Here is a 19,837-nt window from a genome sequence, read left to right on the forward strand (position 1 = left end):
ATGGTAGTGGGAGACGCTTCACTCGATATTGATACATTGGTAATTGGTGCAGGCCCCGGCGGATATGTGGCAGCCATTCGTGCTGCCCAGCTGGGCCAGAAGGTCCTGGTCGTAGATAAATCGGAATTGGGCGGTGTATGTCTGAATCGCGGCTGTATTCCTTCCAAAGCGCTGATCGCAGCAGCACATCAGTACGAATCGGCCCAGCATGGTGAAGTCTTCGGTGTTACCGCCGAAAATGTTAAGGTGGATTTCGCCAAAACTCAAGCATTCAAAAACAGCGTGGTCAAGAAAATGACCAGCGGTGTAACCAGCCTCTTGAAAGGCAACAAAATAGAAGTATTCAGCGGTGAATGCATGTTCATCAGCGATACGGAAGCACGTGTCTTTAATGATCATGAATCTCCGCGTTACCGTTTCAAGCACTGCATCATTGCTACAGGCTCCCGTCCGATTGAACTGAAGCCGTTCCCGTTTGGCGGACGTATTCTGTCCTCCACCGAAGCGCTTGAGCTCCCGGAGATCCCGAAGAGCATGATCGTAATCGGCGGCGGATATATCGGCGCTGAGCTTGGTCAAATGTACTCCAAATTCGGTACGAAAGTAACGATCATTGAAGGACTGGATACCGTACTGCCAGGCTTCGATAAGGATATGACCCGTCTGGTTGCCAAGAACATGGCGAAAACCGGCATCGAGATCGTAACGAATGCCAAGGCTGAAAGTGCTGTGCAAAATGACAAGGAAGTTACCGTGAAATACTCCGTGGGTGGCGAATCCAAGGAAGTAACTGCGGATTATCTGCTTGTCACTGTAGGCCGTCGTCCGAACACGGATGGTGAGCTAGGTCTGGATCTGATCGGTCTTGAGCTTGATGAGCGCGGATTGATCAAGGTTGACCACCAAGGACGTACGAATATTCCGAACATCTTTGCCATCGGGGATATCGTTCCGGGTCTGGCATTGGCTCATAAAGCTTCCTATGAAGGCAAAATCGCCGCTGAAGCGATCTCCGGGCACAAATCCGTGGTGGACTACAAAGTCATCCCGGCTGTCGTGTTCACCGATCCTGAATGCTCCAGCGTAGGCTTGTCCGAGAAAGAAGCGAAGGACAAAGGCTATAAGGTGAAGAGCGGCAAGTTCCCGTTCGCCGGAAATGGACGCGCTGTTTCTTTGAACAGCGCGGAAGGCTTTATCAAGATTGTGGCCAATGACGAGAACAATCTCGTACTGGGCGCACAAATCGTAGGGATCGAAGCTTCCAACCTGATCGCTGAGCTGGGTCTGGCGATTGAAATGGGCGCTACACTCGAAGATATTGCTTTGACCATTCATGCGCATCCAACCCTTGGCGAAATTGTCATGGAAGCGGCTGAGCTTGTAGAAGGTCACCCGATTCACGTAATGAAATAATAAAATACAGGCTTGCTCCGCAAGCATCGAAGAGAGGATGTCCTACAGAGCCATGGAAATGGCTGCTGCGGCATCCTCTTTTTGCACATGGCAAGGTTGGTATTTTGATTCATCATGGGCAAACTCCAGGACTCAGGATATACATAGTGCTTTCAGAGACCCCAATGTAAAGGGGATATTGACCACCTTAGGGGGACATAATTGCAGCCAATTACTGCGTAAGCTCGACTGCTCTTTAATCGCTGCCAATAGGGAACGGAGTTTATGCCGAGCCTGGAAGACTCCATCCTCTTTGTAGAAGATGATTATGAATCTCATCCGAAAACCTTTGATCGAGACCTGCAATCACTGATTCACCAGCCAGGTTTTGTACATGTAAAGGGACTCGTGATCGGCAGATTTCAACGGGCTTCACAGATGACACGGGAATTGCTGCGTACGATCATACAAACCAAAAAGGAACTTGAGCACATTCCCGTCATTGCCGATGTGAACTTTGGGCATACCTCACCGCTCATTACTTTTCCTGTAGGTGGAACGGCTGGGGTGAAGGCATTTGAAGAGACAGTGGAGTTGAGGATTGGTGAATCATCGGATTCATTAAGAATTGGGTTAAATCATTAGTTCCTTTACTTGCCTGCGATCATACCTTATTACATAAAGGAGATGTAATGGAGGTACGTATGAGCAAAGTAGCTTTGATCACTGGAATTACAGGACAAGACGGTTCTTATCTTGCTGAACTGCTACTTGATAAAGGCTACATTGTCCATGGATTAAAACGGAGGAGTTCCCTTTTTAATACGGATAGGATTAATCATTTATTTCAAGATCCGCATGAGGATGACGTTCGATTATTGCTGCATCACGGGGATATGACCGATTCTAGTAATATTATTCGGCTTATTCATGAAATAAAGCCTGATGAAATTTACAATTTAGCTGCGATGAGTCACGTCCACGTTAGTTTTGAAACACCGGAATATACGGCAAACGTAGATGGACTTGGTACGCTCCGGATTTTGGAGGCTGTTCGAATTCTTGGACTTATTGGGAAAACCAAAGTATATCAGGCTGCTACCTCAGAGCTTTACGGGCTTGTACAGTGTGTGCCACAAAATGAAAAAACCCCTTTTTATCCCAGAAGTCCCTATGCTGCGGCGAAATTATACGCTTACTGGATTACTGTTAATTATCGCGAAGCATATGACATGTTTGCCTGCAATGGTATTTTGTTTAATCACGAAAGTCCAGTTAGAGGCGAAACCTTTGTTACTCGAAAAATTTCTAGAGCTGTGGCAAGAATTGCTTTAGGACTTCAGCAGCAGCTTTATTTGGGGAATTTGAATGCCAAAAGAGACTGGGGCCATGCGAAGGATTACGTGGAAGCAATGTGGTTGATGCTGCAACAAAAGCAGCCTGAGGACTTGGTTATTGCCACTGGGATAACAACGAAGGTGAGGGATTTCGTCCGTCTGGCCTTTGGCGAGCTCGGCATCGAAATCGAGTTTAAAGGGAAGGAGAAACAGGAAAAAGGGTACGTAAAAAGCTGCTGTCATCCCGATTTCCAGCTTGCCGTCGGTAAAGAGGTGGTATCCGTTGATCCGCGTTACTACAGACCCACTGAAGTTGATATTTTACTTGGGGACCCGTCTAAGGCGAAGCAAAAGCTTGGGTGGTCTCTTAAATTCGATTTAAAATCCCTTGTCAAAGATATGGTGAGGCATGATTTACAAGAGGCAAAGAAATCGGAATATTTGCGAAAAGGTGGCTATTCCTTCATCCAGGAATTTGAGTAGCGAATGCTTACAAAGAGAGGGATTATTTGAAAAACGCTAGGGAGGAAATAAGCAATGCAAATCCTGCTTACCGGGGCAGCGGGCTTGGTTGGGAAAAATATTCTGGAACATCCGGAACTAAAGGAGATTTCATCCAAATGGCTGACCCCAACCAGAAGCGAACTGAATCTGCTTGATTATCCGAATGTGAAGCGGTACATCGAGACGCATAAGCCGGATTTGATTATTCATGCCGCCGGTACTGTGGGGGGAATCCAAGCGAATATAGATCAGCCTGTCCGCTTTTTGATAGAGAATTTGGATATGGGCCGCAATGTCGTCGCAGCAGCAAAACAAGGTGGAATAAAAAAAATGATCAACCTTGGAAGCTCTTGCATGTATCCGAAGCTTGCTCCGAATCCTTTGCGCGAAGAAATGATGTTGTCAGGGGAATTGGAATCGACGAATGAGGGCTACGCACTGGCTAAAATAACAATCGCGAAGCTTTGTGAATATATCCATCGTGAAGATCCGGAGTATCAGTATAAAACGTTAATTCCTTGCAATTTATATGGCCGCTGGGATAAGTTTGCTCCTAACCGTTCGCATATGATTCCTGCAGCAATCCGAAAGATTCATGAAGCTAAAATCAAAGGGACCCGACAAGTGGAAATTTGGGGAGACGGTCAAGCCAGAAGAGAGTTTATGTATGCTGGCGATCTCGCGGATTGCTTGATCCGGGCTATTGCTTGTTTTGACAGGCTGCCTTCCATAATGAATGTAGGAATGGGAACAGACTATTCCATTAATGAGTACTATCGAATCATCGCCGATGTTATCGGTTATGATGGGGAATTTATCCATGATGTAATTAAGCCGGTTGGAATGAGACAGAAGGTGGTTTCGATCACAAAACAAACAAGCTGGGGCTGGAACCCCAGTACTACATTAGAAGAGGGGATACGACATACCTACGCTTTTTATTTGGAAGGGGATGAAAATTCGTGATTCGTTATCCTTTAGCCAGCAGCACTTGGGATGAGTCCGAACGTACGGCGGTTGAAAAAGTTTTAGATAGCGGAATGTACACGATGGGGCGCTATACCTCACAGTTTGAAGTGGAGTTCTCAGGATATGTCGGAAACAAATTCGGTATCATGGTTAATTCCGGATCATCGGCAAATCTTCTTGCTGTTGCGGCGTTATTTTATAAAAAAAATGGGGCTCTTAAAGCGGGGAACGAAGTAATCGTACCTGCCGTTTCGTGGGCCACTACGTATTATCCGTTATACCAATATGGATTAAAGCTAAAATTTGTTGATATTGACCGACATACGCTGAACTATGACCTCGTTGCGCTGAAAGAGGCTGTCACCGAGCATACTCGTATGATTATGATCGTAAATTTATTGGGTAATCCAAATGATTTTCACAGTATCAAGCAGATCGTCGGTAACCGGAATATTGTTCTGTTGGAAGATAATTGTGAATCGCTGGGAGCCGAATATGATGGGAAGCAGACAGGTACGTTCGGAGTGATGGGCACGTTCAGCTTCTTTTTCAGCCATCATATGTCCACGATGGAAGGAGGAATGATTACTACTGACGATGAGGAGCTTTATCATATCCTGCTCAGTCTTAGGGCGCATGGCTGGACGCGGAACCTTCCAAGGGAAAACCATGTTTGCGGGACGAAAAGCGACGATCCGTTCGATGAATCGTACCATTTCGTCCTTCCAGGATATAATGTCCGTCCGATGGAGATAAACAGTGCCATTGGCCTGGAACAGTTGAATAAGCTGCCTGAGTTTCTTCGTGTCCGTAGGGAAAATGCGGCCTTATTTCAACATAGGTTGAAGGATCATCCGCTGTTTATGATTCAGAAGGAGATTGGAATGAGCAGTTGGTTCGGTTTTTCCTTGTTGTTGAAAAGTGAAGCGCCATTCGACCGGAAAAAGGTAATTACCCATTTGCAGCAAAACGGGATTGAATGCCGACCCATTGTCGCAGGTAATTTTACACGCAATGAAGTGGTCAAGCGGTTTGACTATGAAATTCATGGGAATATAGAAAACGCTGAATATATTCATCGACATGGCTTTTTTGTAGGAAATCATCACTATGATATTAATGAACAAATTTCTGGATTATGCCGGGTATTGAATCAATTGGAGCAAGGTGGAAGCTCATGAGCAAGAAGAAAACGATTTTGTTGCATAACGTATACGACGAGATGAACCGGGATAACGTCGTATTTCGGCTGGATTCGGGATATAATCGCGACGATTGCCTTCTTCATCTCTCTTATTTAAAGGAGATCCTTGCTAGCCTGGACTATCACCTTCAAACCATCGATCAAGGCGATGTTATGACTTGTGAATATTTGCTTTTTTTTGATATGCCGTCATTCATTTCGTCGCTGGGACCATTTTATTTTTTGCAATACATGAAAAAGGAAAGCTTTAAAAAGAAAATGCTATTATTTTTGTGGGAGCCTCCTGTGGTGAATGAGCTGAATTGGAATTCCGAATACCACACATACTTTCAAACGATCTTTACTTGGTATGACGATATTGTGGACCACGACAAATACGTTAAAATTCACTATGCTCAGCCGGATAGACGGTATCAAGGCCTTGCCTTTTCTGAAAAAAAGTTCAGCATAATGATTAACGGCAACCGTTCGTCCACACATCCGCTAGAGCTTTATTCGGAAAGGCGCAAAGCGATCCATTTTTTCGAGACGAATCATCCCGAAGATTTCGATTTATTCGGCATAGCTTGGAATCCGGTGGATTTTCCCTCTTACCGGGGAACGATTAAAGAAAAAGGCGATATTTTGAGCAAGTATAAGTATGCCATCTGCTTTGAAAATATGACTCAAGTGAACGGATATATCACAGAGAAAATATTCGACTGCTTCCGGGCAGGCTGCGTACCTGTCTATCTTGGAGCATATAACATAACAGACTATGTGCCGGAAGGTGCGTTTATCGATTTCCGAAAGTTTAACGATTATGAGAAGCTGTATGCTTACTTAAAGCAGATAACCGAGGAACAGTATCATGCTTATTTGGAGCAAATTGATCGGTACCTAAAAAGCAGTCTGTACACCGAAAGGTTTTCCAAGGAAGCATTCGGCGCAGCGGTTGTTGATCGGATTATTGCACTTGATCGTGCGTGAGGATATACATTGTACAGAGCCAGCCGCGGTTAGAGCGAAGCTGCACGGATGCCCCAAGAGGCCGTGTGGCTTCGCTTTTGTCGTTGACTGAAAAAGAAATCGCCGTTATCAGGCCAATAGGCCTAGTAACGGCGATTATGGGGCTGCTCCTATACCTGTCCCTGGAAAAATTCGTTGAAGGTAACGGTACATGCCGCAGTTTGCGCAGCATATTGAATTCTGGCGTATTTGGTGAACTTGCTAGGTGCAAGAATGCCTGCAGTACTTGCAGCAATAAGTCTGGTTCCCGAATCGTTGGTCCAGTTGACGTTATCGGGACTGAGTTGCAGTTGAATGACGAGACCCGTTTCGCAAGAGTTCGATACACTGATAGCGTACTGTGACAAAGTGATGACGCTTCTTGTGACGGAGGGAGTCAGCGTTGCACTTGCTATCGTATGGGATACAGGAGCAGTGTCGCTAGTACCCAGATCTCCAAGAAGTACTACAAGACAAGCTGCGGTAGCGTTGCTGACTTGGGAAAGCAAGCTTGCTGCAACCGGTTGGCTGACTTGAGCGAGCAAGCTTGCGGCTGTAGCTTGGCTGACTTGGGAAAGTAAACTTGCTGCAACCGGTTGGCTGACTTGAGCGAGCAAGCTTGCGGCTGTAGCTTGGCTGACTTGGGAAAGTAAACTTGCTGCGACCGGTTGGCTGACTTGAGAGAGCAAGCAGCCTGCAGTAGCTTGAGTCGCTTGCACAAGTAAACAAGCGGAAGTCAGATTTGTGGTAACGGAGTTGACTAATAGGCAGGCGGCAGTCAGGTTTGTGACACTAGCGATAAAATCAGCAGATGTTTCAGTAAAAACCCTCATTTCTTTACCTCCTCTCTTATACTCAGTATTGGTTTATGCTGTTCAGAGACAATCTGATTGGGATTTATGGAGAAGGTATAGGAAAATACTCAGTAACCTATTTGTTTGAACAATAAATGTTTCCATGTAGCAAGACCTTTCCTTGCACATATACATATATATAGGTTAGGAATGAATGGAGGCATATGAAATAATGACATTACAAATCTCTGCCATCGTACTTGTAGAGGATCATAAAGTAATGGAAACCTTCCCTTTATTCATTCAACAATGCGAAGCGGTTGTAGATGAAATCATTGTAGTCTCATCGCTACCTTATAAATATTCGCAAAAAGAGATTGATCAATGGGGAGTTAAATGGATGGAGAGTGCCGGCTTATCCAGATCGGAAGCCTTAAATAAAGCAATGGATCAGGCACAAGGCTTATGGATTTTGCGGCTGGATGCAACGGAAACGCTCGTCGGACAAGAAATCTACAAATTGCAAATGTTGGCTAATCGTTTTGAGGAAGAAGGCTTTTACTTCCCTATAGAGGATCGTTCGGGAACAAACTACACCGTTCCGTTCGAAACAAGATTGTTTAGAAATCGGGCAGACAATCGATATCAGGGTCATTTCGTTTGCTGCTTGCCTCTTGATCTTGAGAATAAAGCCAAACTCGTAACCACCCCTATCTTTCAACCCGGCGTGCTGGAATGCCAATCAAGAGCCTCAGATATCGTTCAAGGCTATGGCGAAAACTTTTGGTTGGCCGATTCTATGGAAAGATTTCATTTGTCAGTCCAGCTAGCGAACTGCGGCTTACTGACGGAAGCGAAACGGCTTTGGGAAGAACTCAGAATGGAAGAATGCTTGCCGCTCAGATATGAAGGATTGCTCTATCAATGGAGCTCAAAGGCGTTGGAAGAAAATGGCCTGATTAAAGAAGCGTTGGATTGCATCAACAATGGCTTGAAGAAACATCCTCATGATGTCGGCCTATATTTGATAAAAGGCCATTTATTATTTCTTCTTGATGAATTTGATGCCGCAGAGGAATTGTTGCATCATTGCCTTCAATTCGTGTCCTTATCGGATGACTATGTATCGGAACCGGAAACAATTCGAAGTAAGGCATGGTACGCACTTGGATTAATAAGCGAGGCAAAAGGACTTATCGATCAGGCTATTTTGTACTATGAAAAAAGCTATGTGTTAAACCGGAACTTCACAGATTCTCTCTATGCGAGCGCTCGGTTAGTGCATGCGCGGGACGGTGAGCCGCAATTGCTGGTGCTGCTGGATCAAAGGATTGACGAACAAGGCGGGAAACACCAGTTGCTCCGGGCCCATATTTTATTTGAGGAACACTTATATAAGGAAGCTAAAGATGCGGCGGAAAGTGCATGGCGCTCGTCGCTATCGCAAAGGGATGCCGCAATGATGGTGATTGCTGACAGTATGCTGATGATGGGCAGCCCCAAGGATGCGATCTTGTCTTTTGGAAAAATTTCAGAGCAGAGCCCTCTCTATGTTCTGGCTTTACTGCGAACGTGCCTGGCATACTGGATTTTGTCAGATTGGCTCAAGGCTAAGGAGTATCTCACGCACTTGCAAAGCCATCCGTCTTATCCGGGATCTCCTTACGCTGCTATGTATATGGCGATCCATCATTTCTTATCGGGGGAACAAGAAGCTGTTATAGATCTGGGGGAGCAAGATTTTATCAAGATCGAGGAGGAATTTAAAAACATCATCCGTTGTTTTCTTCAATCAAACCGGATGGATCTCATCGAAGCCCTTATACCATTATTGGAAAATAAGCGCTATTTGTACACCGCCTTATGTGAATTGTTCTACGAATACGGACAATATAGCTATGTAGACCGGTTTGCCTTCAAGGTCCTTGAGTATGACCCGGAGCATGAAAAAATGGGGCTTCTGTTCATGCGCTCCAAAAAGAAGCAAAAAAAGGAATACGAGGCCGCACAATGGCTAAGCCTCTATTTGGGCCATACGATGACGTCACCGCAAAGATATATCCAATATATTGACATCCTTCGGGAATGGGCATTGACAATTACAAGCATGGGAATACGAGATTATCCCTTGGATGAATCGCTGAAGCGTTATTATCAAGCGGCAAAGGAGCTGCAGCTTGGATGAATCAGAACGTATTACTAAGTTTATGTATGATCGTCAAGGACGAGGAAGAAATGCTTCCACGCTGTCTCAACAGTGTAGCAGGGGTTGTTGATGAAATTATTGTGATTGATACAGGCTCCACGGACAATACCGTGGAGATAGCCAAATCGATGGGTGCCAGAGTTTACCCATACAGGTGGGACCATGATTTTTCCAGAGCTCGAAATGTATCCCTGGAAAGGGCCCGGGGTGAGTGGATTTTGTTTCTCGATGCGGATGAAGAAATTCATCCGGAAGACCGGGGATTACTGCGGCCACTGCTTGCTGCTTCTGCTGCCTCCGGTTATTTATTAACGATCGAAAATAAGATGCCGCAAAGCGTGGAGAGGGATTATGTGCTGCGATTGTTCCACAATCACCCTGACCATTATTTCGTAGGCAGCTTTCATGAACAAATCGGTTCATCGATCCTTACCGCTAATCCACAGGCTCAATTTCATCGTACAGGCATCCGAATATTGCATGTTGGTTACACAAGCGAAATTATGAAGAAGAAAAATAAATCGGCACGTAATCTGGAGATGACGTTAGCGGAATTGAACAAACGGCCTGATGATGGTTTTCTCCGGTTTTGTGTGGCGCAAGCATATCTTGGACAAGAAAACCCGGGTTCAACAGACATCCAGGAAGCAATCAAACATTTGCGAATCGCCACAGAATTAAGCGATCCCAGGGCCATGTGGGGACCGCGCATGTACAAATTGCTGGCCGTGGCTTTAGAAGCTGCCGGTCAAACAAGCGAGGCTCTTGAAGCCTTGGTTAAAGGTATTCTCCTATATAAAGAGAGTGCTGAGCTTTATTATTTGCAAGCGAGAATTTTCGAGAAAATGGGCAAATTGGACCGGGCAGTTGGTTCCTATATGCATAGCTTGGAAGTGGACCAGCATAACCGGTCGAGCGGGCTTGGTCCCGAAATCGAAGCAGGCGAACTGCATTTTGCCCTGGGCCGGACGTTTGAAATTAAAAACAACGATTACAAAGCGGTAGAACAGTATAAAAAATCGATTGAGTCCAATGCAAGCAGAAAAGAATCCTATGTACGAATGGGGGCCTTGCTTCTGAAGGAGGGCGGAAATGTTCGGGACGTACAGCAGCTCTTCGAACAATGGACTTCTCCAGAAACGATAGACGGGTTACAATTCCTGAACCAAATTTTCATGGAGTTGAACCGATTGGACGCCGCTCTTTGCTATGTGGATCGTATATTGGCCATAGAGCCAGCCCGGTGGGAAGTTTTAATCTTGGCAGGAAGCTATCTGATTGCACTTGGTAAATATAGCGAGTCTATCGAGCGGCTGGCTGTGGTGCCGGAAGACAGCATCTACTTCCGCCGCTCTTTGGTGATGCGCTCAGCGGCGTATTGGTTCTTGGGGGATGAAACCATGGCAATCAAGCTGCTGCGAAGACATGGGGATGCGGCTTTATACCGTGAACTGGCTCTATGTTTTATGCAGGAGGCAGCTCTAAGGCTAGAAGAAGGGTTAAAGAAAAATAACAACAATAAGTTGTCGGAGCTGCTTCGACAGCTGCGCGAGGTGATAACCCATGGATAAGAAAAAGCCAAAACTGTCATTATGCATGGTGGTTAGAAATGAAGAGCTTTTCTTGCCAAGATGTTTGGAAAGCGTTAAAGAATTGGTGGATGAGATTATCATTGTCGATACAGGCTCCACGGATCGTACGATTCAGATTGCTGAGCAAGCTGGGGCTATCGTAATTCAGGAGCCTTGGGAACAGAATTTCTCCAAGCCCATTAACAGGTCGCTCAGGGAAGCTAAAGGAGAATGGATCATTCGTTTGGATGGTGACGAAGAACTGGTTGCAGAAGATAAAGGGAAATTGCGAAAACTAATGAGCGATCCCAAAGCGGAGGGCTATATTCTTCCGATCATTAGTCTGCTTAACGATCAGAATGTTGTCGAGGAAGAAGTATCTTCATTCATACGTTTGTTTCGAAATCGCCCCGAATATGTTTATGAGGGATTAATCCACGAACAGGTGATTCCTTCCATCTACAGAAGGAATCCGAATGCCATTATTAAATCCGCCGATGTGCGCATTAAACATTACGGATACCTGAAGGAAATTTCCGATGCAAAGGATAAAGGGAAAAGAAATCGGGAGATAACCCTAGAAGCGATTAAACGCGAACCTGACAATGGCTTTCTCCGTTTCTACATGGGGGTTGAGTACCGGCGACAGAATGAAAGGGAACAAGCCGTTGTCCACTTCGCCGAGGCAATGAAAATGCTCGATCCAAAGCTGCCATGGGCACCGCGATGTCTTCAAGCTTATACGACTGTGTTAATGGAATTGGGGCTGTGGGATCAGGCGATGTCTGTTGTAGAGGAAGGGATCGGGTTGTACCCTGACTATACCGACCTCGTTTATTTAAGTGGTGTGATTCATCATCAACGAGGAGATCATTCAACAGCGGTTTCCGACTTTTCTAAATGCATTGCCATGGGTGATCCGATAGGACTGAATTATGTGGTCAGTAAAGGGATTGGGGGGTATAAATCCTACTACGCGCTTGGCCTTGCCTATCGATCAATGGGGAAAGTTAAGGAAGCAGTTAGCGCCTATGAAAAATCGTATCAATTATTTCCCGCGCGTTCTGCGCCCCTTTATGAAATAGCGGCTATCCAACTGAATCGACAGTCTGCCATATGGATTGGTGAATATTTGGAAACGATCATGCCACAGCCGAAAAAAGATAAATACCCTGTGATTGCGGATATTTTATTGAGCCTTAGAAGGTATGAGGCCGCTGAAAAATATATGGCCGAGATGGTAAATCATGATCCCAATTACCAGTTCCGCTACTTGCTCGGAGGCTGTTATCGTAAACGTGGCGCCTATGAAGAAGCTATTCAGCAGTTGAGCGAAATTCCTGTCTCAAGTCTTTATTACGTCGAGGCAAGACTTCATCTTTACGCATGTTATAAATATCAAAATGAGCATGAAAAAGCTAAGGAAATTTTTGTGCAATTGAATGCGGATGAAGCTGTATTTTCCAAGCTATCGCTCTTATTCCTTGAGGATTCGAAGGATATTCTTTCAGAAGGTGTAAGACGGTTTCCAGAAGTTAGGTCTCTATCCATAGAGCTTGCGAAAATAGAGGAGGCCATCAAATATGTCGGGCAATGAAAAGCAGCGACTTAGTATGGTGATGATTGCCAGAGATGAGCAATTTAACATTGGGCGTGCTCTTCAAAGTGTGAAGGATATCATGGATGAGATGATCGTTGTGGATACCGGCTCTGTTGACGCTACGGTGGAAATCGCGGAATCTTTGGGGGCCAAGGTGTTTCATTTCCCATGGCAGGATGATTTCAGCTTGGCGAAAAATGTTGCGATCGAACATGCGACTGGCGATTGGATTCTATTGATGGATGCGGATGACGAGCTTCATCCAGAGGACCGGCCTCTCGTTAGGGAACTGCTGCATGAAACCGAAACCGATTGTTTCTTTTTCGATACACTCAGTTATTTCGGAGAAGGCGGCGGGCTTTATGTTCGCATGCTGCAGCCCCGATTGATAAAAAACGAACCGCACTTCCGTTTTACTGGAAAAATTCATGAAGCCTTACATTTGGATGGCGCTAGGATTAACTATTGTGATATCCGCATGCAGCACTACGGATATTTGAACACAGAGGTTGAAGCGAAGAAGAAAATTTCACGAAACCGTACGTTATTGGAAGGAGAATTGGCACAAAATCCTTCGGCGCTTACCTATTTTTACCTCGGTACGGAGCATTTGCGCGCGGGGGATTACGACTTGGCCGTAGAGGCATTTGAGCGTTCGGAGCAGCTCTATTTGGAGATGGGGATTAAACCCCCTTCGGAAATGTTGAAGAAAAAGATTATTGCATTCCAGGAATTGGGTCAATACGAGCGCGTCTACGAAGAAATAGAGGAAGCAATAAAGCTGTATCCCGATTACACCGATCTTTACTTTCTTCGAGCCGAAACGCTTGAGCAGGAAGGGAAGATCATGGAGGCGATTCAGGCTTACCGTGCCTGCATCGATCAGGGCGAACCGCCTGTGACATACAGTTCGATGAGTGGAAGCGGGTCCTACACAGCCCATTATCGAATCGGCTTCATGTATTCCGAGATTGAGGAGAGCGAGAATGCGCTAGAAGCTTATTTCGATGCCCTGCAATGCAACACGTCTTATGTTCCCGCAGTTCATGCTATCGCTGCCGAACTGGTCAAATCGAAAACGAATGAAGAAATAGCAACTTTATTGAGAAGACAGTTTGACTTGAATATTCCCATTGCCAATCAGTACTTTGCTGAAGCTTTTTCGAGTGCGGGTGCCTTCGGAATGGCGCTGGTTTTTCTTCATCAATATGAACGGCTCAGCCCATCTTTACCAGAAAATCTGTACCTCTTAAAGGCACAATGTTTGTTTTTTTGCGGTGACCTGCAGCAGGCTTACGGCATGTTCAATCAGATCCCCGAATATAGCCAGAAATATGTAAGAGCATCATTTTTCAAGTGTATCTACTACTGGTTATGCGGGGATTATTCGGAATCGTTAAATACCTTGGACATCCTTCGTCAAGCAAATCGATTCGCCCCCTATGAAATTGAAATGTGCACGAAAGTGAGTCGCATCTTGGAAGGGAAATCGGACTCCGATGAAAGGGCCGAATGGATTTTATCCGACAAGGAGGAGGAGGCGCTTCTCAGTTTAACGGAAATCTTTGTTCATTTAAAAAAATTCGACTGGATTTCTAGGATATATTCTGTTATTCCAAAGCAGTGGCACCACGAAGAAAATCTGATCCTATTTGCAAAGTTGTTGGTAAAGGAAGGAAATGCAGCGGAAGCAGAACGCTGGCTGCACTTATGGGATGATCGGGGAAACCCGAGTTTGGAAGCAGCTGTGCTCAAAGCGGAAATTGACCATTCATTAGGCAGATACGGCCAAGCTTGGCAGGAATATCAGGGAATATTGCACAAATTCCCGGATCATATCAAGGCGATGCTTGGTTCGTCGCGAATTTCATACCAATATTATTTGGAAACTACTCAATTGGAACGAAGCTCCTCAGTTCCGAAACGGAATCGGGAGAGCATCAGCCTCTGTATGATCGTTAAAAATGAAGAAGAGTGCCTGCCCACTTCGTTGCAAAACCTATCCAGCTTAGTCGATGAAATCATTATTATCGACACGGGCTCGGAGGACAAAACGGTTGTGATAGCGGAACAATACGGAGCTAAGGTTACTCAAATGACATGGAATGGCGATTTTTCCATTGCACGCAACACAGCTCTGGAATTAGCAACCTCGAAATGGATTCTGGTCTTGGATGCGGACGAATGGCTGGAGCCTGAGGCTTGCGAAGGGCTGCGGGAATTGGTTCAAAACCCCGATATTGATGGTTATTTTCTGACTATCAACAGTACGATTGACGATACGCATACAATTATTGACCGTAGACTTTCGATGTTTAGAAACAAACCGGAATATCGATTTGAAGGGATCATTCATGAGCATATTCCTTTGCAACGCTTTTGGGAACGGGGGAATCGAGTTGAAACTGTTGACATTGTGATTCATCATGATGGTTACAAAACGGAAGTCATCGAGAAAAAGCAAAAATCAATCAGAAATATGGCACTCATTCAAAAGCAATTGCATCAGCAGGAATCGCCCCTTTATCGATACTATTTGGGTGTGGAATATATGCTGCAAAATCAGTTTCGTGAGGCAGCCATCCAATTTCAATCCTCCCTATTTCAATGGACCCCTGAACATCCCCAATATGCCGATAGTTTAAATAAGCTAACGCATTGTTATTTGACTTTACAAGAATACGAAGCTTGCGAACAGACGCTGAATATCGGGATCGCCCATTTTCCGGAATTTACCGATCTGCATTACGTATTCGCGATGTGCGCTTTCGAACAGGGAAAGTGGAGTCAAGCCACTCACCACTTTGAAACATGCATTGCCATGGGTGCGGCACCCTATCTATATTCCAGTTTTGAAGGTGTAGCTACCTACCATGCCTATTACGGACTAGGGTTAGTTCATCGTGAGGCGGGCCAATGGGAACAATCTACTCGGTATTTTACATTAGCGTTAGATGTCAATCCCGGATTTACCCAAGCTTCTGAGCAACTCATTCAAAACTGGAGAATCCGGTACGGCATTACCCTTCAATACGCTAAAGAATCGTTACAGTTGGGAATTCAATTCCATCCGGGATCGCATCGTCTACAAGAAAAGTTGGGAAGCCTTTAAGGCATAAATACCTCTAAAAGCGGGAAAGAGAGGGGGAAGTTATTATGGAAACACCGTTCATGTCAGTCTGCATACCTACTTACAACAGGGCTGATCGGCTTGCAGATTGTATCCGCAGCGTTCTTGGGCAAAGCTTTCAAGACTTTGAACTTGTTATCGTGGATAACCATTCCACCGATCATACGGAAGCAGTAGTTGCTTCATTTCATGACGATCGGATCCGCTTTATTGTCAATAAGTGGAACATCGGAGCCGCAGCAAATCATAACCTCTGCCTGCTTGAGGCGAAAGGGAAATATATTAAATTTCTTCACTCTGATGATTTTCTGCTTACAACGGAGGCATTACAACGTTTTCACGATGCCGCGATAAACCAACCGAGTGCGGGAATCATTACCTGCTGCTTCACATTTAATTCGGAGAAATTCTTATCTCAGCCGTTCGATCTGCTGCGGACCAAAGGCTTCAGTACCGCCAGGGAGTGCATGAACATTCACAGCTTCGGACTTCCCAGCGAATGGATGATCAAAAAGGAGATTTTGCCTTATACAGGGCTGCTGATCGATTCCCATATTTGCGATGTCGATTTTATGATGAAGACGGTGTATTATTTTGATACTTTTGCTATTGCCGAGCCTCTCGTTAATCACACCCTGCACGATGGAAGCGAAACGACGATCGCTTCCCAGATGAATGGATGGGAATTTATGCGGTTTAAGGCGCTTGAACAGCTTCCCTATTTTTCTGCACTATCTGTGGAACTGAAAAATGTACTGAGTAATTATTTGCATATGGCAATGATGATAAGAGTGAAGGAAGCCATAGAGAAGCAAGCTTACCATATTGCCCTTCAAGGCCTGCTTGATTTGCTAAGGATGGATCCCCAGTTACGCGATTATGAGGGAGAAGATAGGGAGAGGGTGCTGACCCGCTTGCAGGATCTGCTTATATTCAGGAAAACCCCTGTTGAAATCGTTAACTACATGCAATCACAGAATGAAAGCAGAGCCTATGCTCATCTCTATCATCATGGCATTGCATTTCGCCATCAACTCTACAATTTGGAAAAAAAAATGAGGGAATCCAACAAACAGCTTCACGTTCTGGGGGATGGGGGATTGGCGGGATGTTTTCTAGAGGCTTTTCCAGAATTGAAACAGCGTGTATCTCGGATTGTTCAGACAGAGCAGCAAGATCAAGGAGCGGATTCCTTCATGGGCATTCCGATCACAACGGATCTCCAAATAGATTTCTCGGATACGTTTGCCATTCTCGCCTCCGATGTCAACATGAGAAACCATAGGTATGCTTTGATTCGATCTGGACTAGTTGAAGGCGAGCATTTCCTCCCTTTAGCGGAGCTCAACTAATGGCTACAACCCATATGATCACCGTTTCTACCGTTCAAGAAGCGGATTTTAGGACCCTCACGGAGGCGGTCCTTGCTGCGGAACCGGGAGATACGATCATTGTATACCCAGGTACTTACAGGGAAAATATCCTCATTGACAAACAAGTGAAAATCATTGGAATCGGTACTCCGGGTCAAGTGATATTGATCGGGACAGATTCCTACAGCCTTGAGATTAAAACTGATTTTGCGTCGATTGAAAACATGATGATCAATTATGAAGGCGAAGGGGAATTCGGTGCGGTTTATATCACGAAGGGTTCCCCTATTCTTGAACAATGTGAAATGTCATCGACGGCAGGACCTGTATTGGGCATTTGCCACGAAGGGGATCCCGTCATCAAACGTTGTAAAATTCATTCTGGACAAGATGCGGGAGTCCATGTGTTTGACGGCGGTCAAGGGCTGTTCGTGGATTGCGACATCTGTTCTCAGAAGTCAGCCAATGTGGTGATCGAACGCGGAGGTGATCCCGTTTTTCGAAGGTGCCGGATTTATGGTGGAGGAAATGCTGGCGTATTGGTCGATGACGAAGGCAGAGGGAGTTTCGAATCCTGTGATATTTATGCCAACGCTAAAGCGGGCTTAGCGATTATTCACGAAGGCAATCCTAAGCTTACCAAATGTCGAATTTTCGATGGTCACGATGCTGGGATATACGCAACAGAACGCGGACAGGGCCTCTTAGAGGATTGTAAGATATATGGAAACGAGATGCTGAATGTAGCCATTAAGAGAGAGGCGAATCCCCAATTAAGGCGCTGCCAAATTTTCGAAGGGAAACAACTCGGTTTGCTCATTGCGGATAGTGGCTTAGGAATTCTGGAGGACTGCGGGATCTACGGCCATGCCGGTCAAGGACTATGGATTCAAGACGGCCATCCGCAATTGGTGAATTGTGTGATCAACGATCGAAGTAACGTACTTATCTCGTCTACTGTCATTCCGTCGTCATTTACCGGAATGGAAGACCGTAAGAGCTTAGCGATGCTGCTTCAAGAGCTTGAGGGATTTGTGGCCATGGACTCCATTAAACAATCCATTCTAGATCTAGTTGATTATATTGACTTTGTAAAGGACCGTCAGCGCCTAGGCATAAAACCGGCCGAATCTCTGACGCTGCACATGCTTTTTGTTGGCAACCCCGGAACAGGGAAAACGACAGTTGCCCGCTTGTTAGGTAAGCTGTTTAAATCCATGGGCCTATTAGAAAAGGGGCATGTTGTGGAAGTCGACCGTTCTGGTTTAATCGCAGAATATGTGGGTCAAACGGCGATGAAAACAGAGCGAGCGATTCAATCGGCTTTGGGTGGCATCTTATTCATTGATGAAGCTTATACGTTGGCGAAATCAGATTCGGGGCAAGATTTCGGTAAGGAAGCAATCGAAGTGATATTGAAACGAATGGAGGATCTTTCAGGTCAATTCGTAGTCGTTGCCGCAGGTTATCCGCAAGAGATGAAAACCTTGATTGACATCAACCCCGGTCTAAGGGAGAGGTTTAAGCAGACGATTGTTTTTCCAGACTACACACCGGATGAACTGCTCCTGATCGCCCGTCATATGGCCTTAAGCGAGGAATATATCCTGAGTTCCGACTTTGAAGCCTTACTACATCATTATTTTATGGAGCAATACCGAAAGCGTGATTATTCTTTTGGCAATGCCCGCTTGGTTCGTAACTGTTTGGAAAAGGTGAAGATGGCTCATGCCCGGCGCTCTGCAAAATTACCAAGAGACAAGCGAACAAGGGAAGTAATGACTACCCTTTTACCCGAGGACATGTCCGCTCTTCGACCTCCCCGATTGCATAAAAAGGTTTCCATTCCTATTGATGAGCCCCGTTTAAACAAGGCATTACAAGAGCTTCAGAATATGGTAGGCCTCAAGGAAATCAAGAAAAATGCAAACGAACTTGTGAAACTTAGCCGGTATTTTAAAGAGTCTGGTCAAAGTACCCCATTTATGTATCCCCATTTTTTATTTCTTGGCAATCCTGGAACAGGGAAGACGACGGTAGCCAGGCTGTTCAGCGAAATTTATGCGGCCCTCGGAATTTTGTCAAAAGGTCACTTGGTGGAAACATCAAGAGAGCATTTTATTAGTCCATGGGTTGGTCATACTGAACAAAAAACGACGAATCTAATAAGCGAAGCATTAGGCGGGGTATTGTTTATCGATGAAGCTTACACACTGAGGTCCGAGGAATTAAAAGAAGATTACGGCCAAGTTGCAATAGATCTGCTGGTCAAGCAAATGGAGGATCGAAGAGGCGAGTTCATTGTCATTGCAGCGGGGTATACGCAAAAAATGCAGACATTTATGCAAAGCAACCCGGGGCTTCAATCCAGATTCTCCCAGACTCTTTATTTCGATGACTATGAACCAGACGAATTACTGGAGATGACGAAAAGATTAATCAACTATCATAACTATGTTGTAACTGAGGAAGCGGAAGAAATGTTATGTCGATATTATGAAGACATATATCTGGACCGGGATACATTTTTCGGGAATGGAAGGCTAACACGCAATATCGTAGAGGAAGCATTAAATTATGCCGAATTGAGAAAGGCGGACGACTTTGCGGCATATCATCGTTATGATAGCGAAAAAAAGATACTTTTGGCGGATATAGCTTTCTTGCATAAGCAAAGGTAAGCCAAGCGAATGTAATCTATCCATATAAGGGGTGTGATGCGTTTGAATCCATTAAAGATTGTTTTTGCGAATATGCTTTATGATTACGG

Annotated in this window: 13 protein-coding genes and 1 pseudogene; 13 read left to right on the forward strand and 1 reads right to left on the reverse strand. The window is 45.2% G+C overall.

What is annotated here, in order from left to right; all coding sequences use genetic code 11:
• The 7 genes and pseudogenes from lpdA (at position 1) to PaeBR_RS12905 (ending at position 6,375) form a co-directional block, all read left to right on the forward strand.
• Entirely contained in the window at positions 1-1,413 is a 1,413-nt protein-coding gene (gene lpdA, locus PaeBR_RS12875; protein ID WP_410510992.1) for a dihydrolipoyl dehydrogenase, read from the forward strand.
• A 58-nt stretch (positions 1,414-1,471) separates the two neighbouring features.
• Positions 1,472-1,711, forward strand: a complete 240-nt coding sequence (locus PaeBR_RS12880; RefSeq protein WP_410515171.1) for an LD-carboxypeptidase — start codon at positions 1,472-1,474, stop codon at positions 1,709-1,711.
• Positions 1,666-2,037, forward strand: a pseudogene (locus tag PaeBR_RS12885) (LD-carboxypeptidase); the annotation flags it as partial. The gene PaeBR_RS12880 and the pseudogene PaeBR_RS12885, both read left to right, overlap by 46 nt.
• Before the next feature lie 59 nt (positions 2,038-2,096).
• Positions 2,097-3,212, forward strand: coding sequence for a GDP-mannose 4,6-dehydratase (gene gmd / locus PaeBR_RS12890; RefSeq protein WP_410510993.1), 1,116 nt, complete (start codon positions 2,097-2,099; stop codon positions 3,210-3,212).
• Between the two features lie 54 nt (positions 3,213-3,266).
• Complete coding sequence (locus PaeBR_RS12895; protein ID WP_410510994.1) at positions 3,267-4,199, forward strand: GDP-L-fucose synthase family protein; 933 nt, start codon at positions 3,267-3,269, stop codon at positions 4,197-4,199.
• On the forward strand, positions 4,196-5,383 hold the full coding sequence (locus tag PaeBR_RS12900; RefSeq protein WP_410510995.1) for a DegT/DnrJ/EryC1/StrS family aminotransferase: 1,188 nt from the start codon (positions 4,196-4,198) through the stop codon (positions 5,381-5,383). The genes PaeBR_RS12895 and PaeBR_RS12900 overlap by 4 nt, the downstream gene beginning before the upstream one ends.
• Entirely contained in the window at positions 5,380-6,375 is a 996-nt protein-coding gene (locus PaeBR_RS12905; protein WP_410510996.1) for a glycosyltransferase family 10 domain-containing protein, read from the forward strand. Before PaeBR_RS12900 ends, PaeBR_RS12905 begins: the two co-directional genes overlap by 4 nt.
• Positions 6,376-6,524: 149 nt before the next feature.
• On the opposite strand, the gene PaeBR_RS12910 is transcribed toward PaeBR_RS12905, so the two are convergent.
• Positions 6,525-7,226 (reverse strand): DUF6385 domain-containing protein, encoded by a 702-nt coding sequence (locus PaeBR_RS12910; protein ID WP_410510997.1) that lies wholly within the window; start codon positions 7,224-7,226, stop codon positions 6,525-6,527.
• A gap of 193 nt (positions 7,227-7,419) precedes the next feature.
• On the opposite strand from PaeBR_RS12910, the gene PaeBR_RS12915 reads away from it, so the two are divergent.
• The 6 genes from PaeBR_RS12915 to PaeBR_RS12940 are packed head-to-tail and all read left to right on the forward strand — an operon-like array spanning position 7,420 to position 19,748.
• Entirely contained in the window at positions 7,420-9,372 is a 1,953-nt protein-coding gene (locus PaeBR_RS12915; RefSeq protein ID WP_410510998.1) for a hypothetical protein, read from the forward strand.
• Positions 9,369-10,964, forward strand: coding sequence for a glycosyltransferase (locus tag PaeBR_RS12920; protein WP_410510999.1), 1,596 nt, complete (start codon positions 9,369-9,371; stop codon positions 10,962-10,964). Before PaeBR_RS12915 ends, PaeBR_RS12920 begins: the two co-directional genes overlap by 4 nt.
• 25 nt (positions 10,965-10,989) lie before the next feature.
• Positions 10,990-12,561 carry a glycosyltransferase gene (locus PaeBR_RS12925; protein WP_410515172.1) on the forward strand — a complete coding sequence of 524 codons (1,572 nt, stop codon included), beginning with the start codon at positions 10,990-10,992 and terminating at the stop codon, positions 12,559-12,561.
• Positions 12,548-15,676, forward strand: a complete 3,129-nt coding sequence (locus PaeBR_RS12930) for a glycosyltransferase (RefSeq protein ID WP_410511000.1) — start codon at positions 12,548-12,550, stop codon at positions 15,674-15,676. The genes PaeBR_RS12925 and PaeBR_RS12930 overlap by 14 nt, the downstream gene beginning before the upstream one ends.
• A gap of 44 nt (positions 15,677-15,720) precedes the next feature.
• Positions 15,721-17,046: a glycosyltransferase family 2 protein gene (locus PaeBR_RS12935; protein ID WP_410511001.1), complete on the forward strand. Its 1,326-nt coding sequence runs from the start codon at positions 15,721-15,723 to the stop codon at positions 17,044-17,046.
• A complete protein-coding gene (locus PaeBR_RS12940; protein ID WP_410511002.1) occupies positions 17,046-19,748 on the forward strand; it encodes an AAA family ATPase in 2,703 nt (900 codons plus the stop codon). Before PaeBR_RS12935 ends, PaeBR_RS12940 begins: the two co-directional genes overlap by 1 nt.
• Positions 19,749-19,837 lie beyond the last annotated feature (89 nt).

The sequence above is a fragment of the Paenibacillus sp. BR2-3 genome (genome assembly GCF_046529485.1).
Lineage (GTDB): Bacteria > Bacillota > Bacilli > Paenibacillales > Paenibacillaceae > Paenibacillus_AQ.